Source organism: Naasia lichenicola, from assembly GCF_004801885.1.
In the GTDB taxonomy this organism is placed as follows: Bacteria; Actinomycetota; Actinomycetes; order Actinomycetales; family Microbacteriaceae; genus Naasia; species Naasia lichenicola.
Genome location: NZ_SSSM01000002.1, coordinates 1 through 24,501 on the forward strand (window position 1 = coordinate 1; position 24,501 = coordinate 24,501).

19 protein-coding genes and 3 rRNA genes are annotated in these 24,501 nt (G+C 66.5%); 2 read left to right on the forward strand and 20 right to left on the reverse strand.

The genetic code is table 11. The annotated features are described in order from the left end of the window. The 16 genes from scpB to tyrS all read right to left on the reverse strand — a co-directional run. Positions 1-487 (reverse strand): SMC-Scp complex subunit ScpB (gene scpB, locus E6C64_RS04250; RefSeq protein WP_136426575.1); only part of this gene is annotated, 487 nt, incomplete at its 3' end. A 100-nt stretch (positions 488-587) separates the two neighbouring features. Then, complete coding sequence (locus tag E6C64_RS04255; RefSeq protein WP_136426418.1) at positions 588-1,421, reverse strand: segregation and condensation protein A; 834 nt, start codon at positions 1,419-1,421, stop codon at positions 588-590. Positions 1,422-1,447: 26 nt separating this feature from the next. Then, positions 1,448-2,497: a ParA family protein gene (locus tag E6C64_RS04260; protein ID WP_233255461.1), complete on the reverse strand. Its 1,050-nt coding sequence runs from the start codon at positions 2,495-2,497 to the stop codon at positions 1,448-1,450. A 258-nt stretch (positions 2,498-2,755) separates the two neighbouring features. Then, positions 2,756-3,667 carry a site-specific tyrosine recombinase XerD gene (gene xerD / locus E6C64_RS04265; protein WP_136426419.1) on the reverse strand — a complete coding sequence of 304 codons (912 nt, stop codon included), beginning with the start codon at positions 3,665-3,667 and terminating at the stop codon, positions 2,756-2,758. Between the two features lie 12 nt (positions 3,668-3,679). Beyond that, complete coding sequence (locus tag E6C64_RS04270) at positions 3,680-4,330, reverse strand: NUDIX domain-containing protein (protein ID WP_136426420.1); 651 nt, start codon at positions 4,328-4,330, stop codon at positions 3,680-3,682. Beyond that, positions 4,327-6,069 carry a CTP synthase gene (gene pyrG, locus E6C64_RS04275; RefSeq protein ID WP_269846369.1) on the reverse strand — a complete coding sequence of 581 codons (1,743 nt, stop codon included), beginning with the start codon at positions 6,067-6,069 and terminating at the stop codon, positions 4,327-4,329. Before pyrG ends, E6C64_RS04270 begins: the two co-directional genes overlap by 4 nt. A 91-nt stretch (positions 6,070-6,160) precedes the next feature. Continuing rightward, entirely contained in the window at positions 6,161-7,858 is a 1,698-nt protein-coding gene (gene recN / locus E6C64_RS04280) for a DNA repair protein RecN (protein WP_136426421.1), read from the reverse strand. Positions 7,859-7,927: 69 nt separating this feature from the next. Next, positions 7,928-8,836, reverse strand: a complete 909-nt coding sequence (locus E6C64_RS04285; protein WP_233255462.1) for an NAD kinase — start codon at positions 8,834-8,836, stop codon at positions 7,928-7,930. A gap of 114 nt (positions 8,837-8,950) precedes the next feature. Beyond that, entirely contained in the window at positions 8,951-9,745 is a 795-nt protein-coding gene (locus E6C64_RS04290) for a TlyA family RNA methyltransferase (RefSeq protein WP_136426423.1), read from the reverse strand. Continuing rightward, positions 9,742-9,882 (reverse strand): hypothetical protein, encoded by a 141-nt coding sequence (locus tag E6C64_RS18890; RefSeq protein ID WP_158437735.1) that lies wholly within the window; start codon positions 9,880-9,882, stop codon positions 9,742-9,744. The genes E6C64_RS04290 and E6C64_RS18890 overlap by 4 nt, the downstream gene beginning before the upstream one ends. Before the next feature lie 50 nt (positions 9,883-9,932). Continuing rightward, on the reverse strand, positions 9,933-10,955 hold the full coding sequence (locus E6C64_RS04295) for an HAD-IIA family hydrolase (protein WP_136426578.1): 1,023 nt from the start codon (positions 10,953-10,955) through the stop codon (positions 9,933-9,935). Beyond that, positions 10,936-11,655 carry a hypothetical protein gene (locus E6C64_RS04300; RefSeq protein ID WP_233255463.1) on the reverse strand — a complete coding sequence of 240 codons (720 nt, stop codon included), beginning with the start codon at positions 11,653-11,655 and terminating at the stop codon, positions 10,936-10,938. The genes E6C64_RS04295 and E6C64_RS04300 overlap by 20 nt, the downstream gene beginning before the upstream one ends. Before the next feature lie 504 nt (positions 11,656-12,159). Further along, positions 12,160-12,276, reverse strand: a 5S ribosomal RNA gene (gene rrf, locus E6C64_RS04305). A 142-nt stretch (positions 12,277-12,418) separates the two neighbouring features. Beyond that, positions 12,419-15,530, reverse strand: a 23S ribosomal RNA gene (locus tag E6C64_RS04310). A 453-nt stretch (positions 15,531-15,983) separates the two neighbouring features. After that, positions 15,984-17,511: ribosomal RNA gene (locus E6C64_RS04315) — 16S ribosomal RNA — on the reverse strand. Together the 16S, 23S and 5S rRNA genes form the textbook arrangement of a ribosomal RNA operon. A 639-nt stretch (positions 17,512-18,150) precedes the next feature. Beyond that, the gene (tyrS, locus tag E6C64_RS04320; RefSeq protein ID WP_136426424.1) at positions 18,151-19,449 is read right to left on the reverse strand and encodes a tyrosine--tRNA ligase; all 1,299 of its coding nucleotides are present in this window, start codon (positions 19,447-19,449) and stop codon (positions 18,151-18,153) included. Positions 19,450-19,558: 109 nt separating this feature from the next. On the opposite strand from tyrS, the gene E6C64_RS04325 reads away from it, so the two are divergent. Further along, on the forward strand, positions 19,559-20,161 hold the full coding sequence (locus E6C64_RS04325; RefSeq protein WP_136426425.1) for a DNA-binding protein: 603 nt from the start codon (positions 19,559-19,561) through the stop codon (positions 20,159-20,161). A 61-nt stretch (positions 20,162-20,222) separates the two neighbouring features. Further along, entirely contained in the window at positions 20,223-20,858 is a 636-nt protein-coding gene (locus E6C64_RS19340; protein WP_233255464.1) for a hypothetical protein, read from the forward strand. Between the two features lie 115 nt (positions 20,859-20,973). Here E6C64_RS19340 and E6C64_RS04335 read toward each other — a convergent pair whose 3' ends face one another. From E6C64_RS04335 to E6C64_RS04350, 4 genes are read right to left on the reverse strand one after another with little or no spacing between them, the layout of a single operon-like run. Next, on the reverse strand, positions 20,974-21,585 hold the full coding sequence (locus tag E6C64_RS04335; protein WP_136426426.1) for a DNA-3-methyladenine glycosylase: 612 nt from the start codon (positions 21,583-21,585) through the stop codon (positions 20,974-20,976). Positions 21,586-21,621: 36 nt separating this feature from the next. Beyond that, the gene (locus E6C64_RS04340; RefSeq protein WP_136426427.1) at positions 21,622-21,801 is read right to left on the reverse strand and encodes a hypothetical protein; all 180 of its coding nucleotides are present in this window, start codon (positions 21,799-21,801) and stop codon (positions 21,622-21,624) included. Further along, positions 21,798-23,219, reverse strand: a complete 1,422-nt coding sequence (argH, locus tag E6C64_RS04345; RefSeq protein WP_136426428.1) for an argininosuccinate lyase — start codon at positions 23,217-23,219, stop codon at positions 21,798-21,800. Before argH ends, E6C64_RS04340 begins: the two co-directional genes overlap by 4 nt. Beyond that, positions 23,216-24,415 carry an argininosuccinate synthase gene (locus E6C64_RS04350; RefSeq protein WP_136426429.1) on the reverse strand — a complete coding sequence of 400 codons (1,200 nt, stop codon included), beginning with the start codon at positions 24,413-24,415 and terminating at the stop codon, positions 23,216-23,218. Before E6C64_RS04350 ends, argH begins: the two co-directional genes overlap by 4 nt. Between the last annotated feature and the right edge of the window lie 86 nt (positions 24,416-24,501).

The following is a 24,501-nucleotide window of genomic DNA, read 5'->3' on the forward strand; positions in this document are numbered from 1 at the left end:
GCTCGGTGATCAGTCCGCGCGTGGACAGGGTGCGGACCACCCCGTCGACGTTGACCGCGCGGATCGCGGCGACCTGACTGCGGGTGATCGGCTGCTTGTAGGCGATCACCGCCAGCGTCTCGAGGGCGGCCTGAGACAGCTTCGTGGGGCTCTGGGTCAGCACGAAGTCGCGCACGACGGCGTCGTACTGCTCTCGCACGTAGATCCGCCAGCCGCCCGCGATCTCGCGCAGCTCGAAGCCGCGGCGCGGACCGCCGGACAGGCCGTCGTAGTCCGCGACGAGGCGCTCGATGGCCTGGCGGACGACGGCGACGGGACGGTCGATGGCGCTCGCGAGCGACACGAGCGACTGCGCGTCCTCGGCGACCATCAGGATCGCCTCGATGGCTCGGTCCACCGGGAGCGCAGCGGGAACGGGGGCAACGACTGGATCGGGTGAGGACGGCTCTGCGGGCTGCGCCACATCCGGGTCGAGGGAAGCGTTCATCCCGGCGTCGTCATCCCGATCCGGCTCGGGCGCGCTGACGGGCCGCGGCGGGGCGGCGAGACCGAGCAGCACGGCGACCGGCTCGCGGTACAGGTCGTCGTCAGTCGTCATAGTCGGCTCCGAGGTTGTCGAGATGGGCGTCGTCCCAGGTCGAGGCCGTCCAGCGCAGGGACAGCTCTCCGAGCGGCTCCAGCTGGTCGAACGCTAGCGCACCGGCGCGATAGAGCTCGAGGATCGCCAGGAAGCGGGCGATCACGACGGGGTTCTCCTCCCCCGAGACCAGCTCGCGGAATGTGCCCGCATCTCCCCCGCGCAGCATGGCGACCACGGTGGCAGCCTGCTCGCGGATGCTCACCTTGGGCGCGTGCAGGTGCTCGAGGGCCACCGTCGGCGTCTCTCGGGGCGTCAGCGCGAGGGTGGCGAAGGCGGCGAACTCGGCGAGGCCGGCGGTCCAGACCAGATCGGGTGCCGGCGCGCGGAAGCGCTCCTCGAGCTTGACCGATCGGTAGTGCCGCGACGTCTCGCGCAGCAGGCTCTCGGCGAACCAGCCGGACATCTCCTTGAACGCGCGGTACTGCAGGAGTCGGGCGAACAGCAGGTCGCGGGCCTCGAGCAGGGCGACGTCCTCCGCGTCGACCAGCTCCCCCTGGGGCAGCAGGCCGACGAGCTTGAGGTCGAGCAGGGTCGCGGCCACCACGAGGAACTCGCTGGCCTCGTCGAGCTGGTCCGGTCCGCCGCCCGACTCGTCGTCGTTCAGCTGATGCAGATAGCCGAGGAACTCGTCCGTGATCACGGACAGCGAGATCTCGGTGATCTCCAGCTGGTGCTTGGCGATGAGCGAGAGCAGCAGGTCGAACGGGCCGTCGAAGCCGGCCACCTTGACCGAGAACCCCGGTGTCGGATCGCTCGCCGCGACGGCGAGGTCGAGGGTCATCTCAGAGAGCTGTCGGATCGGACGGGTCAGTCGACCGCGCCACGCGAGATGAGCTCTCGAGCGAGCTGTCGGTACGCCTGAGCGGCGGCGTGATCCGGGGCGAACTGCAGGATGGGGACACCGGCCACGGACGCGTCCGGGAACTTGACGGTGCGTCCGATGACGGTCTCGAGCACCTGATCCTCGAACGCCTCGACGACCCGGTCGAGCACCTCGCGGCCGTGCAGGGTGCGGGAGTCGTACATCGTCGCCACGATGCCGTCGAGCTCGATCGCCGGGTTCAGCCGGTCGCGCACCTTGTCGATGGTCTCCACGAGCAGGGCGACGCCGCGCAGAGCGAAGTACTCGCACTCCAGCGGGATCAGCACTCCGTGCGCGGCGGCGAGCGCGTTCACGGTGAGCAGCCCGAGGGAGGGCTGGCAGTCGATGAGGATGACGTCGTAGCTGTCGACGACGCGGCGCAGCACCCGCGCGAGGGTCTGCTCGCGGGCGACCTCGTTGACGAGGTGCACCTCTGCGGCCGAGAGGTCGATGTTGGCGGGAATGACGTCGAGACCCGGGATGCTGGTCGGCTGGATCGCAAGGAACGGGTCGCGGGCGGTGCCGATCAGCAGGTCGTAGATGGTGACGACGTCGTGGGACTGCACGCCGAGGCCGGCCGAGAGCGCACCCTGCGGGTCGAAGTCGATGATGAGCACCTTGCGCCCGTACTCGGCGAGCGCGGCGCCCAGGTTGATGCTCGTGGTGGTCTTGCCGACCCCGCCCTTCTGGTTGCAGAGGGCGACGATCCGTGCCGGACCGGTCTTGGCGAGCGGTGCGGGCGTCGCGAACTCGGTGCGAGGGCGGCCGGTCGGGCCGTTGGGCAGTCCGATCGAACCGCTGTCCAGCGTGACCGACGTGCCCGTGCCGGAGGTTCCGGTGCCGGCGTGGCCCGGGGTGCTCGTGGGCGCCTCGTGCGCCGCGTCCACCCCGATGGCCGCCAGGGTGATGGTCGGCGCCGTGATGGTCGGCACCGGGCCCGTCATGGTGGTGGTGGAGGTGGGTGCCTCCGCGAGCATCTGGTTGCTGTGCGTCATCCCGACGTCCCTTGCTGTTCGCATTCCTGTCCAACGAGCGGACGCTTCCGTCCCTCGTGGCCACAGTAAGGAGCCGATGCCGACCCGTCGGGGGTCACGCGCGGCGTGGCGGGAATCACCCCCATCCAGGTGTCATCCATTGGTTGAAGGTCTGGCGCTCGCGAACGTGCGGAACGCGGACGGAGAATCCGTGAACTGCCCAGTTCTGCCGGTTGCTGCGGGTTTCAGGCGGCAGAACTGGGCATCTCGCGATCCGAATCAGCGAGCTCGAGGGTGCGCGCCGATGTAGACGTCGCGCAGCGTGTCCACCGTGACCAGCGTGTAGAGCTGGGTCGTCGCGACGGACGAGTGGCCGAGCAGCTCCTGCACGACCCGCACGTCGGCGCCGCCCGCCAGGAGGTGGGTGGCGAAGGAGTGCCGGAAGGTGTGCGGAGAGACGTGGGCGCTGAGCTGGGCGCGCTCCGCCGCCGCCTGGATCACGAGCCAGGCGGTCTGCCGGGACATCCGAGCACCGCGCGGGCCGAGGAACAGCGCGGGCGTCGAGCCGCCGACGGCAGCCCATGCGGGGCGGACGCGCACGAGGTACTCATCGATCGCGGCACGGGCGAAGCTGCCGACCGGGACCATCCGCTGCTTGCCGCCCTTGCCGCGCACGCGCAGCATGCCGCTGTCCTCCATCGCGTCGAGGTCGTCGACATCGAGGCCGACCGCCTCGCTCACCCGCGCCCCGGTGGCGTAGAGCAGCTCGAGGAGGGCGTGGTCGCGCAGAGCCGTCGGCTCGTCGCCGCCGGTCGCCTTGAGCAGGGTGTCCATCTGGTCGACCGTGAGCGCCTTCGGCAGCCGCAGGCCGAGCTTCGGCGGCTTCACCTCCGCGGCTGCGTCGGCGTCGAGCACCCGGTCGTCGACGAGGAACCGGTGCAGCCCGCGCACGGAGGAGAGCATCCGTCCGACCGATGCGCTGGCGAGGGCCCGCTCCCCCGTGCGCAGCGACTGGCTGAACGCGGCGACGTCGGACGTGCCGACCGAGGCCATGTCCGCCGTGCCGCGGGCGCGCAGGAAGGCCACGTAGGCGTCGAGATCGCGTCGGTACGCGGCCACGGTGTTCGCGGACAGGCCACGCTCGATGGAGACGTGACGGAGGAAGCCGGCGACGGCAGCCTCAGGTGTCATGCCCTCAGCGTGTCACCAGGTGTCGTTGCCGAGCACGGGGTGGCGATCCCACGGCGTGTCGGCCGCGCCGAGGGACGTCCAGCCGCCCGCCCGTGAGGCGACCGCGGCGAGCACGCCGACGGTGAGCGACGGGTTCTGGGTGCGCCGGGCGAGGATCGCGGCGAGCGCATCGTCGAGGCTGACCCAGCGCTTCTCGATGTCGGCCTCTTCTGCCGTGCGCTCGAAGGCGTCGAGCTCGGTGAGCTGGCGGGCGAGATAGATCCGCAGGGTCTCGTTGCTCCCGCCGGGCGAAGTCCAGTACTCGGCGAGCACGTCCCACTGGGCGGCGGCGAGGTCGACCTCCTCCGCGAGCTCGCGCCGTGCGGCGTCGACCGGCGACTCCCCTGCCTCGTCCAGCAGGCCGGCGGGCAGCTCCCAATCGCGGGCGCGGACGGGATGCCGGTACTGGCGGATCAGCAGGACCCGGTCCTGGTCGTCGAGGGCGAGCACCGCCACGGCTCCCGGATGGTCCAGCAGCTCGCGGGTGATGGTCTCGCCGTTGTAGTCGAAGTCCTCGGAGACGACGTCCCACACCTTGCCCTCGAACATCCGGTCGTGCCGGGTCACGTTCACGGGCGACCGGACGTCGGTCAGTGGCTCGACGACGGGAGACTCGTCGCTCATGCGTCGACCTCGGCCGCGAGCGCTGCCGCCTGCTGGTCGTCGAAGAGGCGGCTGGCGTTCTGGCGGTCGAGCGCGGCGCCGATCAGCCCGCGGAAGAGGGGATGCGCCTTGCTCGGACGCGACCGCAGCTCGGGGTGGGCCTGCGTCCCGATGTAGAACGGGTGCACGTCGCGCGGCAGCTCGACGAATTCGACGAGCTCGCCGTTCGGCGAGGTGCCGGAGAACGAGAGTCCCGAGTCGGCGATCTGCTGGCGGTAGTGGTTGTTGACCTCGTAGCGGTGGCGGTGGCGCTCGATCGCCTCGTCGGCTCCGTAGAGGTCTGCGGCCAGCGAGCCGGCGCCGAGATCGGCGGTGTACAGGCCGAGGCGCATAGTGCCCCCGAGGTCGCCGCCCTCGATGTGGGCGATCTGCTCGGCCATCGTGGCGATGACGGGGAACTCGGTGTCGGGATCGAACTCGCTGGACGAGGCGCCGGGAAGTCCCGTCACATCGCGCGCGTACTCGATGACCATGCACTGCAGGCCGAGGCAGAGGCCGAGCGTGGGGATGCCGTTCTCGCGGGCGAAGCGCAGCGCGCCGAGCTTGCCCTCGATCCCGCGCACGCCGAACCCGCCGGGCACGCAGATGCCGTCGACGTCGGCGAGATTGCGTGCGGCGCCCTCCGGCGTCTTGCACTCGTCGCTCGGCACCCAGCGGATCTCGACCTTGGCGTGGTTTGCGAATCCGCCGGCCCGCAGAGCCTCAGTCACCGACAGATACGCGTCGGGGAGGTCGACGTACTTGCCGACGAGCGCGATGGTGACCCGGTGCTTCGGCTGGTGCACGACGCGCAGAAGGTCGTCCCAGACCGCCCAGTCGACATCCTGAGCGTCGAGTCGCAGCGCCTGGATGATGTAGGCGTCGAGGCCCTCGCTGTGCACGATCCGGGGGATGTCATAGATGCTCGGCGCGTCGGGGCAGTTGATCACGGCCTCCTCGTCGACGTCGCACATCAGGGCGATCTTGCGCTTGACGCTCTCGGCGACCGGGCGGTCGGAACGGAGGACGAGGGCATCGGGCTGGATCCCGATCGAGCGCAGAGCGGCGACGGAGTGCTGGGTCGGCTTCGACTTCTGCTCCCCCGACGGGGCCATGTAGGGCACGAGGGAGACGTGCACGAAGAAGACGTTGGAGCGGCCGAGCTCGTGCCGCACCTGGCGAGCGGCCTCGATGAAGGGCTGCGACTCGATGTCGCCGACGGTGCCGCCGATCTCCGTGATGATCACGTCCGGTCGCGGCTCGGTGGATCCCTCGACGGGCTCGGCCTGCAGGCGCATCCGCCGCTTGATCTCGTCGGTGATGTGCGGGATGACCTGCACGGTGTCGCCGAGGTACTCTCCGCGGCGCTCCTTGGCGATGACCGTGGAGTAGATCTGGCCGGTCGTGACGTTCGCCGCTGCATCGAGGTTGATGTCGAGGAAGCGCTCGTAATGGCCGATGTCGAGGTCGGTCTCGGCTCCGTCGTCGGTGACGAAGACCTCGCCGTGCTGGAACGGGTTCATGGTCCCTGGATCGACGTTGAGATACGGATCCAGCTTCTGCATCACGACGCGGAGGCCGCGTGCGGTGAGGAGATTGCCGAGGCTCGCGGCGGTGAGGCCCTTGCCGAGAGAGGAGACGACACCCCCGGTGACGAAGATGTGCTTGGTGATGCTGGTAGTCGAGGAGTTCTGCCCGGATGATGCGAGTGCGTCTGCCACGGGATTTCACTCTATGCCAGGAGACGACATCTTCGGTTCCCGAGAGCCCTCCGCATTGTTACGTTCTCGTTCCAGGTCGACCTGCGAGGGGTCAGGAGGCGGCGAGGTCGAGGAGCTCCTGGGCGTGGGCGAGGCCGGTCGCCGAGTCGGGCAGGCCGGAGAGCAGGCGGGCCATCTCGGCGACGCGGTCGTCGCCCTCGAGGCGGCGGACGCTGGAGGTGGTCACCTCGCCCGAGCGGTCCTTCTCGACGCGCAGATGGTTGGTGGCGAATGCGGCCACCTGGGCGAGGTGGGTCACGACGATGACCTGCGCCGACTCGGCGAGCTTGCCGAGGCGGCGCCCGATCTCGATCGCCGATGCGCCGCCGACCCCCGAGTCGACCTCGTCGAAGACGAACGTCGGAACCGGGTCGGTCGCAGCGAGCACGACCTCGATCGCGAGCATGATCCGCGAGAGCTCGCCGCCCGACGCTCCACGGCCGAGCGGTCGGGGCTCTCCCCCGGGGTGCGGCTGGAGCAGCAGCTGCACGCTGTCCCGGCCGTGCGCGGTGAGCTCGTCGCGGCGACGGACGTCGACCATGAGCTGGGCGTCGGGCATCGCGAGGGCGGACAGCTCTGCACTGACCGCCTCGGCCAGCCGTGTCGCCGCCGATTCGCGCTGCTCGCTGAGCTGATCGGCCAGCTCGGACACGATCGTCGCGTCGGCTTCGGTCTCCGCGGCGAGCGCCTCGATGCGATCGCCGTCGGTGTCGAGCTCGAGCAGCCGCTCGCTGCCCTCGGCGAGGTGGAGGATGGCGTCGTCGAGGGTCGGACCGTACTTGCGGGTCAGGATGGACAGCTCGGACATCCGCTGCTGCGCGGCTTCGAGCTCGCGTGCCGAGTCGGCGTCGAAGCCGCTGGCATAGCCGGCGATCCCGGTCGCCGCATCGGCCGAGAGGTAGGCGATGGCGGTGACCTGCTCGGCGAGGGCGGCCAGCTCGGGGTCGAGCTCCGCGGCGCGCTCGAGGGTACGCCGCGCCTCGCCGATCAGCCCCAGCACGTCGACGGAGTCGTTCTCGGACGACAGCAGCTCGTGCGCTTGGGTGGCCGCGAGGCGCAGCTCCTCGGCGTTGGCCATCCGCAGCACCCGCTGCTGCAGCTCGACGTCCTCGCCCGGTTGCGGAGCGACCACCTCGATCTCCGCGAGCGCGGCCCGAAGCTCGGATGCCTCCGTCGCCCGCAGGTCGCGGTCGGCGACCAGCCGGCCGAGCTCGTCGCGGTTCGCCTGCCAGCGCCGATACGCGGTCTGGTAGTGCTCGAACGCCTCAGCGAATGCCTCGCCGGCGTAGCGATCGAGCGCCTCCCGCTGAGCCACGGCGGACTTCAGGCGGAGCTGATCGGACTGCCCGTGCACGACGACGAGGCTGCTGGCGAGCTCCGCGAGCAGCCCGGCCGGAGCGGACCTCCCGCCGACCGAGGCGCGGCTGCGTCCCTCGGCCGCGATGGTCCGGCTGATGATGAGCTCGGCGCGGCCGGGAGAGACGTCGTCGAGCTCTCCCCCTGCGTCGCGCACTCGGTCGGCGACGACGCCTGCGGCGTCGACCTCCCAGCGGCCGTCGACGATCGCCCTGTCGCTGCCCGCACGGATGACTCCGGCGTCCGCCCGCTCTCCGAGCAGCAGCCCCAGCGCGGTGACCAGCATCGTCTTGCCCGCGCCCGTCTCACCGGTCAGGGCGGTGAAGCCACGCCCGAGCGGCAGCGTGGTCCGTCCGATGACGCCGAGGTCACGGATGTCGATCTCTTCGATCATGAGCGGAGCACCCCCAGAACCCTCGCGAACCGGACCCGAGTCGTCGAACCCATCATGAGCCCCACCGGCTCACGCGTCGGCCGGCCCTCGCCAGCCGGCGACGCGGAGGTCGAACTTGCGCACGAGACGGTCGGTGAAGACGCCGCGCTGCAGGCGGGCCAGCCGCACGGGAACACCGGATCGACGGACCTCCACGCGCGCGCCCGGCTGCAGATCGTGGGTGCGGCGACCGTCGCAGAACAGGGTGCCCGCTCCGTGGGTGCGCTCGAGCACCTCGACGGCGATGACCGTGGTCGGGGCCACGACGAGCGGCCGGGCGAAGAGGGCGTGGGCCGCGAGCGGGACGACGAGGATGGCGTCGATGTTCGGCCAGACCACGGGTCCACCGCCGGAGAAGGCATAGGCGGTCGATCCGGTGGGGGTCGACATGACGATGCCGTCGCAGCCGAAGCTGGACAGCGGACGGCCGTTGACCTCCATGACCACCTCGAGCATGCGCTCTCGGCTCGACTTCTCGACGGTCGCCTCGTTGAGCGCCCAGCTCTCGTAGACGATCTCGCCGCCCACGGTCACGGTGACGTCGATGGTCATCCGCTCTTCGACCTCGTAGTCGCGGACCAGGACGCGGCGGAGGGTCTCGCCCAGGTCGTCGCGCTCGGCCTCGGCGAGGAAGCCGACGTGTCCGAGGTTGACGCCGACGAGCGGCACCGTCGATCCGCGCACCAGCTCGGCGGCGCGCAGGATGGTGCCGTCGCCGCCGAGCACGATGACGATCTCGAGGTCGTCGACGGGAACCGAGTCGAACTCGACGAGCCCCGACTGCACATGCGCGACGGCCTGCACGTCATGGAGCTCCGACGGCGTCATCACCACCTGGATCCCGGCGTCGACGAGGGAGGTGACCACCTCGGCGGCGGCACTCAGGGATTCGGCGCGACCCGTATGGGCGACGACGAGCATCGAGCGAAGATCCGCCACGTTCACGCTCCTGCAATCATCGGAAGGCTGCCCTCCCATTCTGTCGGGTCTCGACCCCACCGTGGGCGCCGCGGCTCCGACGCCGATGCGGACGGGTGCCAACCGCGGTCCGTCTCAGCCCACGAAGCCCAGGGTCACGCTGCCCAGCAGCTCGGATGGATTGGGGCCGCCCGCCCGGAGGTGGACGAGGAACTCCCTGTTCCCCGATCCGCCGCTCAGGGGCGACGGGATGATCCCCATCGGTCCGAGACCCAGGTCCCAGGCCGACCAGAGAACGCGGGAGATCGCGTCGATGCGCAGCCCCAGGTCGCGCACGATGCCCTCCTTGACGCCCTGCCGGCCGACCTCGAATTGCGGCTTGATCAGGAGGAGGAAATCGGCGTCCGCCGAGCCCGCGCTCACCAGGGCGGGCAGCACCAGGCCGAGGGGGATGAAGGACAGGTCGGCCACGATGAGGGTCGGCTGCTCGTCGGAGCGGGTGAGAGCCGCGAGAGCCGCGCGGTCCAGCTCTCGGACGTTCACGCCCTCGAAGGAGCGCACGCGGAGGTCGAGCGCCACGGCGGGTGCCAGCTGACCATGGCCGACGTCGACGGCGAGCACCTCGCGAGCGCCTCGCTCGAGCAGGACCTGACTGAATCCCCCCGTGGACGCGCCGGCATCGAGCGCGAGGCGGCCGGCGGGATCGACCCCGAACGCGTCGAGGGCTGCGAGGAGCTTGTGGGCGCCGCGACTCACGTAGTGATCGGGAGCGCTGACGAGGATCTCGTCCGCCTCGTCGACCCGATGCGACGCCTTGGTGATGGATCGGCCGCCGACGCTCACCACCCCGCTGTCGATGAGGCCGGCCGCTTGGCCGCGCGAGCGGGCGAGTCCCCGCTCGACCAGGGCCGCGTCGATGCGGGAGCTCACGAGTCGGCGGGTGCCGCTTCGAGCTCGGTGCGCAATGCGTCGAGGAGCTGTCCGTAGCCGTCCGCGCGCTCGGCGAGGGGCAGCTGCTCCACCTCGCTCAGCCGCGTGGCGATCTCTGCCGTGCGTTCGTTCTCCACGATGTCACGGTACAGCGCCGGATCGATCGCGAGCGCGTCGACCGGGCTGACTACCGCTCGCTGTACAGGCGAGGGGGCACGTCGAGCGCGTAGATCGGCAGGCCCGATCCCCAGATCGCTGCGCAGGCGGCGCGCAGCAGATCGATCGGGCGGTCTCCATCTGCGAGGATCTCGACCCGGCCGTTCCGCAACCGGACCCGCGCGCCGGCGACGGTGGTCACATCGTTCCTGGTCACCGCGATCGGATACGGCTCGAACAGCTGGCGCAGGTCGTCGAGCAGGAAGTCGGGGCGGGATGACGCATCGGCGGCGAGCAGCTGCTTGGCACGGTCGATCCCGGTCAGGACGTGCACCGAGCGCATCTTCGCCCGCTGAGCGCCGAGGATGTCGGTGTCGAGGCGGTCTCCGATGAAGAGCGGCGAGCTCGCACCGAAGCGCTCGACCGCTTCCGTGAAGATGGGCGTCTCGGGCTTCCCCGCGACCTGAGGCAGGATGCCGACCGCAGTGTGCACGGCGGAGACGAGCGTGCCGTTTCCCGGGGCGATGCCGCCTTCCACGGGAATCGTCCAGTCCGTGTTCGTCGCCACCCAGGGGATGCCGTTCCCGGATCGGTCTCGGGCCAGCGCGAGAGCAGCCTGCGCCAGGTCCTTCCAGCCGACGTCGGGACTGAACCCTTGGACCACTGCCGCGGGCCCGTCACTCGCTGCGCGGGTCACGCGGAAGCCGGCTCGCTCGATCTCCGTCGTGAGCCCCTCTCCCCCGACGACCAGGATGAGGGAGCCCGCCGGCACCGCCGCAGCGAGCAGCCGCATGGCGGCCTGAGGTGAGGTGACCACATCCGAGGGCGCAACCGTGAGGCCGAAATCGGTGAGGTGCGCGGCGACGACCGAATCGCTGCGCGACGCATTGTTCGTGATGTAGCCGACCCGGATCCCCTCGTCGACTGCACGGTTCAGCGACTCGACGGCATGCGGGATCGCGTGCGGGCCCTGATAGACCACGCCGTCCAGGTCGGCGAGAAGCACATCGACGCCCTCGAGCGGCGTCACGGGCCTAGGACGCCGGCCGAGCATCGTCGCCGTCGCCGTCGCCTTCAGCAGGACCATCGGCAGGATCGGCAGCCGGATCGGCAGCCGGATCGACGGCCGGATCGGCAGCCGGATCGACGGCCGGATCGGCAGCGGGACCATCCCCAGCAGTGGGAATGTCCTCATCGTCGATGGCCACGTCCTCCACCTCGAGCACGTCGTCGGCGGCGCCGTCGTCGAGCGCGTCGGCGGCCACATCGGCCCGGGTGCGCCACAGCTCCGCTTCCCTGCCGCGGCCGAGATCTCCGAGGACCTCGGCGTAGGCAGCGAACAGCGCTGGGCTGTAGTCGAAGGCACGCGTCGGGTCGAGCTGAGGGATCTCGAGCTCCGCCAGCGCCGCGTCGGTCTGGCCGAGGTCGAGTCGTGCGCCGGACATCGCGATCGCCAGACCCACCTGCACTGAGACAGGCAGCGTCGACCTGTCGACCGAGCGCCCCGTCTCGAGCGCACGATCCGGCCGGCCGACGCCTCGCTCGCTGTCGACCATCAGAGGCAGCTGGTCGTTCGAACCTGAGATGCGACGGTAGGTGCGCAGTTCGCGGAGTGCGAGAGCGAAGTCCCCGATGGCGTAGGCCGTGATCGCCAGCGTCTCGCGCACGACCGCGATGCGTCCGGCACGTCGAGCCGCGGAGAGCGCATGACGATGGGCCAGCTCCGGATCCTCATCGATCAGCCGCGCAGCCATTGCGAGATGACGGGCCACCTCGTCCGCGTTCTCCTTGGAGAGCGTCTTGAGCTGCGTACGGGCGCCCTTCTCGAGGTCCGCCGGCTTGACCTCGTCGGGGATGAGGGGATCGTCATGCCGCGGCCGAACCGAACGCAGGTCGGGACCATCACGTTCCGGCAGGTCACCGCGTGCATCTCGTGCCGCCGGCCCTCCCCGAGAGGGACGGGGCCGCTCATCACGAGGAGCATGCTTGCCCTTCTCGTCGCGCGGCTGCCACGACGGGCGGTCCGAGCGCGGCGGACGGGCGCTGTGCTGTCCACGCCCTCCGCCCGATGATCCGCCGGAGCTTCCCGCAGAGGAGCCGCTTGAGTGCGGACGGCGAGGACGATCGCGACCTGATTGATCGGACACTGAAGACCTTCTCTACTGACGTGGACGCTATGGGGTTATGAGGATCGAGCGATAGTGCAGGTTAAACAGCGAAGGGGCCACCCAGCAATGGGCAGCCCCTTCGGTAAAGGAGTCCGGCGGTGTCCTACTCTCCCACAGGGTCACCCCTGCAGTACCATCGGCGCAGAGAGTCTTAGCTTCCGGGTTCGGAATGTGACCGGGCGTTTCCCTCTCGCTATGGCCGCCGAAACACTTTCGATGTTTCAGTTGTCATTGCCCCATACCCGAAGAGTTCTCTCCGAGCTTGGAGCGGCTCCCGTACATCGGGAACCACAAAGTGGACGCGAGCAACAGTCGTTGCAATTCATACTCTTCTCACTGAAGAGGAAGTGTTATCAAGTTATCGGCTTATTAGTACCGGTCAGCTGCACAGGTCTTTAGTCCCTGCTTCCACATCCGGCCTATCAACCCAGTCGTCTACTGGGAGCCTCTCCCCAAAAGGGATGGAAATCTCATCTTGAAGCCGGCTTCCCGCTTAGATGCTTTCAGCGGTTATCCGTTCCGAACGTAGCCAATCAGCGGTGCCCTTGGCAGGACAACTGACACACCAGAGGTTCGTCCATCCCGGTCCTCTCGTACTAGGGATAGATCTTCTCAAATTTCCTACGCGCGCAGCGGATAGGGACCGAACTGTCTCACGACGTTCTAAACCCAGCTCGCGTACCGCTTTAATGGGCGAACAGCCCAACCCTTGGGACCTACTCCAGCCCCAGGATGCGACGAGCCGACATCGAGGTGCCAAACCATGCCGTCGATATGGACTCTTGGGCAAGATCAGCCTGTTATCCCCGAGGTACCTTTTATCCGTTGAGCGACAGCGCTTCCACAAGCCACTGCCGGATCACTAGTCCCGACTTTCGTCCCTGCTCGACTTGTCAGTCTCACAGTCAAGCTCCCTTGTGCACTTACACTCGACACCTGATTGCCAACCAGGTTGAGGGAACCTTTGGGCGCCTCCGTTACTTTTTGGGAGGCAACCGCCCCAGTTAAACTACCCATCAGGCACTGTCCCTGAACCGGATCACGGTTCTAAGTTAGACATCCAAAGTGACCAGAGTGGTATTTCAACAATGACTCCACCTGAACTAGCGTCCAAGCTTCAAAGTCTCCCACCTATCCTACACAAGCCACTCCGAACACCAATACCAAACTATAGTAAAGGTCACGGGGTCTTTCCGTCCTGCTGCGCGTAACGAGCATCTTTACTCGTAGTGCAATTTCGCCGAGTTCGCGGTTGAGACAGCTGGGAAGTCGTTACGCCATTCGTGCAGGTCGGAACTTACCCGACAAGGAATTTCGCTACCTTAGGATGGTTATAGTTACCACCGCCGTTTACTGGGGCTTAAATTCGCAGCTTCGCTTTGCAGCTAACCGCTCCTCTTAACCTTCCAGCACCGGGCAGGCGTCAGTCCGTATACATCGTCTTGCGACTTGGCACGGACCTGTGTTTTTAGTAAACAGTCGCTTCCCACTGGTCTCTGCGGCCGTGCGGTGCTCCCGGAGCAAGTCCGTTCACACTTCCGGCCCCCCTTCTCCCGAAGTTACGGGGGCATTTTGCCGAGTTCCTTAACCACGATTCTCTCGATCTCCTTGGTATTCTCTACCTGACCACCTGAGTCGGTTTGGGGTACGGGCGGCTTGAACCTCGCGTCGATGCTTTTCTTGGCAGCATAGGATCACTGATTTCTCCCATTCGGGATACGCATCGGATCTCAGGCTATGTGAGAGACGGATTTGCCTATCTCTCGCCCTACGTCCTTACACCAGGTCAACCATCGCCCGGCTCAGCTACCTTCCTGCGTCACACCTGTTAATACGCTTGCCGCACCAGCGTAGGGTCGAGTGCTAGGCCAAGGACTTTTCCCGAAGGATCCATCCAAGGATTCGGACTCTTAGCATTACTGGATTAGCATTGGCGGTTCTTCGCCGGTACGGGAATATCAACCCGTTGTCCATCGACTACGCCTGTCGGCCTCGCCTTAGGTCCCGACTTACCCAGGGCGGATTAGCCTGGCCCTGGAACCCTTGGTCTTTCGGAGGACGGGTTTCTCACCCGTCTTTCGCTACTCATGCCTGCATTCTCACTCGTGTGGCGTCCACGGCTGGTTTACACCGCCGCTTCACTCGCCACACGACGCTCTCCTACCGATCCGTACGGCTGAACCACGAAGGCTTACCAAAAATACGAATCCCACGACTTCGGCGGTGGGCTTGAGCCCCGCTACATTGTCGGCGCGGAATCACTTGACCAGTGAGCTATTACGCACTCTTTCAAGGGTGGCTGCTTCTAAGCCAACCTCCTGGTTGTCTATGCAACTCCACATCCTTTCCCACTTAGCCCACGCTTAGGGGCCTTAGTCGGTGGTCTGGGTTGTTTCCCTCTCGACGATGAAGCTTATCCCCCACCGTCTCACTGCTGCGCTCTCACTTACCGGCATTCGGAGTTTGGCTGACGTCAGTAACCTTTTGGGGCCCATCGACCATCCAGTAGCTCTACCTCCGGCAAGAAACACGCAACGCTGCACCTAAATGCATTTCGGAGAGAACCAGCTATCACGAAGTTTGATTGGCCTTTCACCCCTACCCACAGCTCATCCCCTCCATTTTCAACTGAAGTGGGTTCGGTCCTCCACGACGTCTTACCGTCGCTTCAACCTGGCCATGGGTAGATCACTTCGCTTCGGGTCTAGGACATGCGACTGGATCGCTCTATTCGAACTCGCTTTCGCTACGGCTACCCCACTCGGGTTAACCTCGCCACATATCGCTAACTCGCAGGCTCATTCTTCAAAAGGCACGCTGTCACAGCTACAAGGCTGCTCCAACGGTTTGTAAGCAAATGGTTTCAGGTACTATTTCACTCCCCTCCCGGGGTACTTTTCACCTTTCCCTCACGGTACTTGTCCGCTATCGGTCATCTGGGAGTATTTAGGCTTACCAGGTGGTCCTGGCAGATTCACACGGGATTTCTCGGGCCCCGTGCTACTTGGGATACCTTCCAAGTCATTGCGACATTTCGACTACGGGATTGCCACCCTCTGTGATTGGCCATTCAATGCCATTCGTCTATATCGCGTTGTAACCAGTGCTGATCGGCAGATCAGCCTGAAGGTCCCGCTACCCCGCACGTGCAACGCCTGCCGGCTATCACACACGTACGGTTTGGCCTGTTCCGGTTTCGCTCGCCACTACTAACGGAATCACGTTTGTTTTCTCTTCCTGTGGGTACTGAGATGTTTCACTTCCCCACGTTCCCTCTACCCGCCCTATATATTCAGGCGGGAGTCACTGGGTCGTATTGCTACGCCCAGCGGGGTTTCCCCATTCGGAAATCCTCGGATCGAAGTTCGCTTATCAACTCCCCGAGGCTTATCGCAGATTGCTACGTCCTTCTTCGGCTCCAGATGCCAAGGCATCCACCATTTGCTCTTAGAAACTTGATCACATGAGTATGAATCGTCTGTCACGGCAGCAAGCTGCCGATCGAAATTGACCAGTGTCTGACAGAGTCAGATCACTTAATTGTGATCCGGAGTCGGCAAAGCCAGGAGCAAGCTCCTGCCATGTGCGTCATCCGAATCTAAGATGCTCGCGTCCACTGTGTAGTTCTCAAAGTACGGGCGGTACTCCGCGTGCAGCTCCTACTGGAGAGACACGTCGAAGTCCTGAGTTGCGGCACCCCCGATCACTCGGTGGCCCCGGTCCCTCAGGACCCAACAGCGTGCACGTCTCTTCTCTCCGGCCGGCATGCGTTCCAGATCGCTGCAAGCAGCGACCGTACTGGCTTCCGGATCATCGATCCGAGACAAAAGTCAATGTTCCACCCTTGAGCACCACCACCGACGTTCGCCGGTGAAGTGGCTCTGTCAGATCCGAAGATCTGCAGTGCTCCTTAGAAAGGAGGTGATCCAGCCGCACCTTCCGGTACGGCTACCTTGTTACGACTTAGTCCTAATCACCGATCCCACCTTCGACGGCTCCCTCCACAAGGGTTGGGCCACCGGCTTCGGGTGTTACCGACTTTCATGACTTGACGGGCGGTGTGTACAAGGCCCGAGAACGTATTCACCGCAGCGTTGCTGATCTGCGATTACTAGCGACTCCGACTTCATGAGGTCGAGTTGCAGACCTCAATCCGAACTGAGACCGGCTTTTTGGGATTCGCTCCACCTTACGGTATTGCAGCCCTTTGTACCGGCCATTGTAGCATGCGTGAAGCCCAAGACATAAGGGGCATGATGATTTGACGTCATCCCCACCTTCCTCCGAGTTGACCCCGGCAGTCTCCTATGAGTTCCCACCATTACGTGCTGGCAACATAGAACGAGGGTTGCGCTCGTTGCGGGACTTAACCCAACATCTCACGACACGAGCTGACGACAACCATGCACCACCTGTATACCTGCCTTGCGGGGAGACTGTTTCCAGCCTTTTCAGGTATATGTCAAGCCTTGGTAAGGTTCTTCGCGTTGCATCGAATTAATCCGCATGCTCCGCCGCTTGTGCGGGCCCCCGTCAATTCCTTTGAGTTTTAGCCTTGCGGCCGTACTCCCCAGGCGGGGAACTTAATGCGTTAGCTGCGACACGGAATCCGTGGAATGGACCCCACATCTAGTTCCCAACGTTTACGGCGTGGACTACCAGGGTATCTAATCCTGTTCGCTCCCCACGCTTTCGCTCCTCAGCGTCAGTTACGGCCCAGAGATCTGCCTTCGCCATCGGTGTTCCTCCTGATATCTGCGCATTCCACCGCTACACCAGGAATTCCAATCTCCCCTACCGCACTCTAGTCTGCCCGTACCCACTGCAGGCGCGAGGTTGAGCCTCGCGTTTTCACAGCAGACGCGACAAACCGCCTACGAGCTCTTTACGCCCAATAATTCCGGACAACGCTTGCACCCTACGTATTACCGCGGCTGCTGGCACGTAGTTAGCCGGTGCTTTTTCTGCAGGTACCGTCAAGAGCAAGCTCCCTTCTTCCCTGCCAAAAGAGGTTTACAACCCGAAGGCCGTCGTCCCTCACGCGGCGTTGCTGCATCAGGCTTGCGCCCATTGTGCAATATTCCCCACTGCTGCCTCCCGTAGGAGTCTGGGCCGTGTCTCAGTCCCAGTGTGGCCGGTCACCCTCTCAGGCCGGCTACCCGTCGTCGCCTTGGTGAGCCATTACCTCACCAACTAGCTGATAGGCCGCGAGTCCATCCCCCACCGAAATTCTTTCCACGCGCAGACGATGCCGTCGCGCGTCGTATCCGGTATTAGCTTCGGTTTCCCGAGGTTATCCCAGAGTAGGGGGCAGGTTACTCACGTGTTACTCACCCGTTCGCCACTAACTCGCAGGAGCAAGCTCCTGAAAGTCCGTTCGACTTGCATGTGTTAAGCACGCCGCCAGCGTTCGTCCTGAGCCAGGATCAAACTCTCCGTAGAAATCGATCGCCAGCTGCTCGAGAGCGACTGGCAAATCTGTAGCCCGACCCAGCCGGAATAGGCGGGGTCAGAGCGAGTTGATTCTGACTAAATAGACTGTCTACTGACAATCTGTCTAATCCAAAGGAATCTCTTGACTCGACTGCTGATCACCGAATGGTGATCACTTCCTCGGTCACGAGGTTATTTGGCATTGACTTAGTGCACGCTGTTGAGTTCTCAAGGATCGGGCGCACCTGAGCCTGCGCCTCTCGGCGTGGATATCAGGGCAACTGCCTAATCTGTTTGCTGCTCGTGTGGTCCGGATGGCTGGCAACACTCTCGTGTGCACTGCGTCCGTCTTGCATCTCTCGATGCCGTGACCCGGGCGAACCCGGTTCCGAGCAGATCTTCACTCTAGACTCTGTTTCGCTCGCTCGCAACTCGGCGTTTCTGCGAACCGAAGTTCTCAGATGCTTCCTTGTGAGGAGCGGCGACTTCGCCAGACTGAATCGGCCCCCACTTGAGGCCGAGAAACTCGAGCCGTTCGACTCGCTGTTTCCCGCACCTTTGGGGTGACGAGAGATGACACTACGTGGATGTTTCGGGCTCCGCAACTCAGCCGCGACACTCGGGCGTGTCGCCGCGAGCGGAGCCGGCTCAATCCACGAAGAAGAGCCCGGCCAGAGTGCGCTTTCCTCGTCGAAGCACCGCTGAGCCGCCCGCCAGGGGCGCGGATTCGAGGGTCGCCGCCTCATCGTCGACCTTCACGTTGTTCAGATAGACCCCGCCCTGGGCGATGGCACGGCGCGCTTCGCCCGCGCCCGTGGTGAGGCCCGTGGCGACGAGAGCGGAGACGACGGTGTCCGAGATCCGGACATCCGCGTGCGGCAGCTCGATGAGAGCGGCGCGAAGCGTCTCCCCGTCCAGCTCATCCAGCGCGCCCTGCCCGAAGAGGGCGGCTGACGCCGCGATCACCGCCTCCGTCGCATCGGCCCCGTGCACGAGCACGGTCACCTCACGGGCGAGAGCCCTCTGCGCCTCGCGGCGGAAGGGCTCGAGCTCGACGGCGCTCTCGAGCCGTTCGATCTCCCCCCTGCCGAGGAAGGTGAAGACCTTCAGCCGGAACACCACATCGGCGTCGTCGGTGTTGAGCCAGAACTGGTAGAACGCGTATGGCGAGGTCATCTCCGGGTTCAGCCAGACGGCATTGCCCTCGCTCTTGCCGAACTTCGTGCCGTCCGAATTGGTGATCAGCGGGGTGCCGATGGCGTGCACCGACCGCCCCTCCACCCGATGGATGAGATCTGTGCCGCTGGTAAGGTTGCCCCACTGATCGCTCCCCCCGGTCTGGAGCATGCACCCGTACGTGCGATGAAGCTCGAGGTAGTCGAGTCCCTGCAGGATCTGGTAGCTGAACTCCGTGTAGCTGATCCCCGCATCGGAGTTCAGCCGGGCACTCACCGCGTCCTTCTTGAGCATCGTGCCCACCCGGTAGTGCTTGCCGATGTCGCGGAGGAAGTCGATGGCGGACATCGGCGCTGTCCAGTCGAGATTGTTCACCATCCGCGCCGACGCCGGGCCCTCGAAATCGAGGAACCGCTCGATCTGCCCCCGCAGGTAGCCCACCCATTCGGCGACGGTCTCCTTGGTGTTGAGGGTCCGCTCCGCGGAAGGCCGCGGATCTCCGACGAGGCCGGTCGATCCCCCCACAAGACCGAGGGGCCGGTGACCGGCGAGCTGGATGCGCCGCATGGTGAGCAGCTGGACGAGATTGCCGAGGTGCAGGCTGGGGGCGGTCGGGTCGAAGCCGCAGTAGTACACGATCGGCGGACCCCCGAGCAGCGCGCGCAGCGCATCGGCGTCGGTGGACACCGCGACCAGCCCTCGCCAGTTCAGCTCGTCCCAGACGTTCTCGAAGCTCGGATCATTGGCCTGCACGGCGACGCTCACTGACACGCGTCTACGCTACCGCCGCCCGGTCACCGATCATCAAGTCCCCGCCCTTGATCTTCAGTGATCATGCCTCTAAGCTTGATTCCTTCAGCACAAGGCGAGGAGCTTGACCGTGTTCGTCCTCACAGCCGATCAGATCGACAGCCGCCACGATGTCGATCGTGTGGCCGGCACCATCGCTGCCCTGGAGTCCCTGGTCGCGGGAAGCCTGCTCCTTCCGCCGGATCGGACAGCCGGAGACGAGCTCCAGCTGCTGCTCGACTCGGCGGACGGCGCCGTCGAGGCGCTCGGGATGCTGGCCCGAGACGGGCACTGGAGCATCGGCATCGGTGTGGGGGCGGTTCTCCAGCCCCTGCCGGATGCGGCTCGGGCCGCCACGGGTCCGGCGTTCGTGCACGCTCGAGCGGCAGTGGAGTACGCGAAGCGCTCGCCCACCCGGTTCGGCCTGGAAGGCGGCCCGGAAGGACCCCTGGGCTCCGCCGGGGTGCGGGCCCTGTTCGACCTCGTGCTCGCGCTCCGCTCGCGGCGCTCGCCCGAAGGCTGGGCGGTCGTGGACCTGCTGGAGCAGGGAATGAGCCAGTCCGCCGTCGCCGACTCGCTCGGCATCACGCCGCAGGCGGTCAGTCTGCGAGTGGCCGCCTCGGGCTGGAAGCTGGAGCGCGCCGCCATGCCCGGCCTGATAAGCCTTCTGGACGGACTCGACCGGTCCGCCTGACCCGGTGTCCGCTGCGTCGCCTAGGCTCTGACGGGCATCAGCGGACCGCCGCACCGAGCCGGTGGTCGTCGAGAAGCGCGTGCACGTCGACGACACGAGTCAGCACGTCATCAGTGAGCACGGAGGAGCATCGATGTACGCGGGTGGAATGGTCGGCAGCGTGCTGCTGGTGCTCTACTGGTTCGCACTGGTCGCCACACTCGGGGCTGCAGCGGCTCTGTCGGTGCTCGCGTGGCGCACTCCGCGGGCCGTGTTCGTCTACGCGGCGACCGGCCTGCTCGGCATCTCCTTGATCCTCGCGGCCGTCCCGACGGGCGAGAGCGGCTTCGCCCTGCAGGCGCTCGTCTCGATCCTGGCACTCGGCATCGCCGTGCTCGGCGGAGGTCCCGCCGCGGCCCTCTCGCTGCGCATGGCCAGTCGCGGCGTGGCCGAAGGCGAGCACGGCGGCATCATCCAGGACGGCGGAGAGGTCCTCCGCGGCGGTACAGCGGTCGGCATCCTCGAGCGCCTCGCGATGGCGGGCGTCATCCTCGCCGGCTTCCCCGAGGGCATCGCGGTCATCGTCGCGATCAAGGGCGTCGGCCGGTTCACCGAGCTCGACGCCGCAGCCACCCGTGAGCGGTTCATCATCGGCACCTTCGTCAGCCTCATCTGGGCGGCGGCCGCCATCGGCGTCGCCATCCTCGCCCGCAGCTGACGGTCCCCGCACGACTCGACGGCGCCGCGAGCCTCGACACTCCCCTGCGGACAGGACACTGCGGGAGACCGACGTGTTCCGTCCGCATCGCAGTGTCGTCGCGAACGCACCCGGATCAGCTCGGCCGCCTCCGCGTCACGGCCGGACGGTACGGCGAGACGGTGGGCTCGTCGGGCAGGTAGAACCGCCATGGGAACTCCGGAAGCCCGCCCGGACCGGACACTCCCGTCCGCGGACTCGTCGCGAACGGAGCGGGCGCACCCGGCAGCACCAGGCGGTACGGAGCGGCGAGCAGATCGGCGCCGGTGTCGGTCAGCGGGATGCCCAGCGCACTCGCGAGGCGCGCCGGCCCGCGCGCCAGATCGCGGAACGCGGTCGAATTCCCTCGGCGGCTTCGCGCGAGCTCCTCCCCCTCGACGACCTCGCCTCCGCGCATCAGCACGCCGGATGCCTCGCCGTCAGGTCCGGTCACGATGTTCGCGCACACGTGCATGCCGTAGCTGAAGTAGGCGTACAGATGTCCGGCCGGCCCGAACATCACCGCGGTCCTCGGCGTCATTCCCCGATGCGCATGCGATCCCGGGTCCTCCCCCGTGCCCGCATAGGCTTCGACCTCGGTCAGCCGGACCGACACCGTGCCCGCCTCGTCGGTGCGGGAGAGGACGGCCCCGAGGAGCAGCGGCGCCACCGCATCGGCGCGGCCGGCAAGGACATCTCGAGACGTCATCTCGTGGCCGTCATCCGCTCGCCGTCGCCGCTCGCCTCAGAAGAGGCGCCCGTTGACTGCGGTGTAGATGATCGCGGTGAGCACCACGGCCACGGCGAAGGCGCCGATCGCGTACGGCAGCCATGGCACCTTCGTCGGCGGCTTCTTCCGACCGCCGTACGTCCCGCTCTCCCGAGGAGTCCTCGGCCCTGCCGGCTGCTTGCGTCGCGCGCTCATGCCGCCTCCACGATCTCTCGCACCTTCGCCGTGAGCAGCCCGAGCTGCTCCCGGACGCGCACCGGGGCGGTGCCGCCGATGTTGTCCCTGCTCGCCACGGACCCTTCGATGGTGAGCACCGAGCGCACCTCGGGGGTGAGCCGGGCGGAGACGCCGGCGAGCTGCGAGTCCGTCAGGCCGCCGAGGTCGGTGTCCGCCTCCTCGGCCGCTCGCACCAGTGCGCCCGTGATCTCGTGCGCATCGCGGAACGGCACTCCCTGACGGACCAGCCAGTCGGCGACGTCGGTGGCCAGTGAGAAACCGACCGGCGCCTGCTCGGCCATCCGCTCGACGTGGAACTGGGCGGTCGCCACCATGCCGGCGAAGGCGGGAAGCAGGACCTCGAGCGTCTCGATCGAGTCGAAGACGGGCTCCTTGTCCTCCTGCAGATCGCGGTTGTAGGCGAGCGGCAGGCCCTTCAGCGTCGTCAGCAGGCCGGTGAGGTTGCCGAGCAGCCGGCCCGATTTGCCGCGGGCGAGCTCGGCGATGTCGGGATTCTTCTTCTGCGGCATGATCGAGGACCCCGTCGAGTAGCCGTCGCTCAACGTCAGGAAGCCGAACTCACGCGTGTTCCAGAGGATGATGTCCTCCGCGAAGCGGGACAGGTCGATGCCGATCTGCGCCGCGACGTAGGCGAACTCGGCGACCACGTCCCTCGAGGACGTGCCGTCGATGGAGTTCGGGGTGACGGCCGAGAACCCGAGCTCGGCGGCGACCGCGGCGGCGTCGAGCCCGAGCGTGCTGCCGGCGAGGGCGCCGGAGCCGTAGGGCGAGGCGTCCGCGCGCTTCGCCCAGTCCGCCAGTCGGTCGAGGTCACGCACCAGCGGCCACGCGTGCGCCAGCAGGTGGTGGGCGAGCAGCACGGGCTGCGCCGACTGCAGGTGGGTCCGCCCGGGCAGGATGGCGTCGAAGTGCCGGTCGGCCTGCGCTGCGATCGCGTCGATGAGGTCCACGAGCTGACCACGGATGATGCCCGCATGGTCGCGCAGCAGCATGCGGATCAGGGTGGCGATCTGGTCGTTGCGACTCCGACCCGCGCGCAGCTTGCCGCCGATCTCGGGTCCGGCCCGCTCGATCAGCCCGCGCTCGAGCGCCCCGTGCACGTCCTCATCCGAGGACGCGGCGACGAACGCACCCGACGCGACGTCCGCATCGAGCCGATCGAGCGCATCGAGCATGGCCGACAGCTCGTCGGTCGTCAGGTAGCCCGCTGCCGCAAGAGCACGGGCGTGAGCCCGCGATCCCGCTATGTCGTATGCCGCCAGCCGCCAGTCGAAGTGGGTCGACCGGCTGAGCGCCTCCAGCTCGGGCGAGGGGCCCGTGCTGAACCGCGCGCCCCAGAGGGCGCCTTCCCTGGCCGCGCCGACCGGCTCGCTCACTGCTGGCGCAGGTCGCGCTTGGCCGAGATCTTGCTCGGCAGCGACCAGATCTCGATGAAGCCTTTCGAGAGCGACTGGTCGAAGGTGTCGCCGGTGTCGTAGGTGGCGAGGCTGAAGTCGTAGAGGCTCTGCTCGCTCTTCTGGCCGGTGACGACGGCGCGCCCTCCCTGCAGCTTCAGTCGGATCTCGCCGGACACGTACTTCTGGGTGTCGTCGATGAAGACATCGAGGCTGCGCTTGAGCCCGGAGAACCAGAGTCCGTCGTAGACGAGGTTCGCCCAGTCCGCTTCCACGCCGCGCTTGTAGCGGCCGAGGTCGCGTTCGAGAGTCAGGGATTCCAGGGCCTCGTGGGCGGCGATGAGTGCGATCGCGCCAGGAGCCTCGTACACCTCACGGCTCTTGATGCCCACCAGGCGATCCTCGACGACGTCGATGCGACCGACGCCGTGCTTGCCGGCGAGCAGGTTGAGCTGCTCGACGGCCTGCAGCGGGGTGACGGCCGCGCCGTCGATCGCGGTCGGGATGCCCTGGCTGAAGGTGATGACGACCTCATCCGCATCCTGCAGGACCGACGGATCCTGGGTGTACTCGTAGAGGTCCTCGATCGGGGCGTTCCACGGGTCCTCGAGGAAGCCGGTCTCCACCGCGCGTCCCCAGACGTTCTTGTCGATCGAGTACGGGCTCTTCGCCGACTGGCGGATCGGCAGGCCACGCTCCTCGGCGTAGATGATGGCCTTGTCGCGGGTGAGCGCGAGGTCGCGGACCGGAGCGATGCTCTTCAGGTCGGGGGCGAGGGCGGCGACGGCGGCCTCGAAGCGCACCTGGTCGTTGCCCTTGCCGGTGCAGCCGTGCGCCACGCTGTCGGCGCCGAGCTCCTTGGCCACTCGCGCGAGGTGACGGGCGATCAGCGGTCGGCTGAGGGCGGAGACCAGCGGGTAGGTCTTCTGGTACATCGCGTTGGCCTTGAGGGCCGGCATCAGGAAGTTCGCCGCGAACTCGTCCTTGGCGTCGACGACGATCGACTCGACGGCGCCGCAGTCGAGCGCGCGCTGACGGATGTCGTCCATGTCCTCGCCGCCCTGGCCGACGTCGACCGCGAGCGCGACGACGTCCTTGCCGGTGGCGTCCTTGAGCCAGCCGATTCCGACTGAGGTGTCCAAGCCGCCCGAATAGGCGAGCACAACGCGGTCTGCCACGTCACTCCTTCTGTGTTCCGATGGGGTGTTGCCTGATTGCGTCCCGGTCTGAGCCGGATGGTCGGTGTCCCGGTGCGGGACGGGTC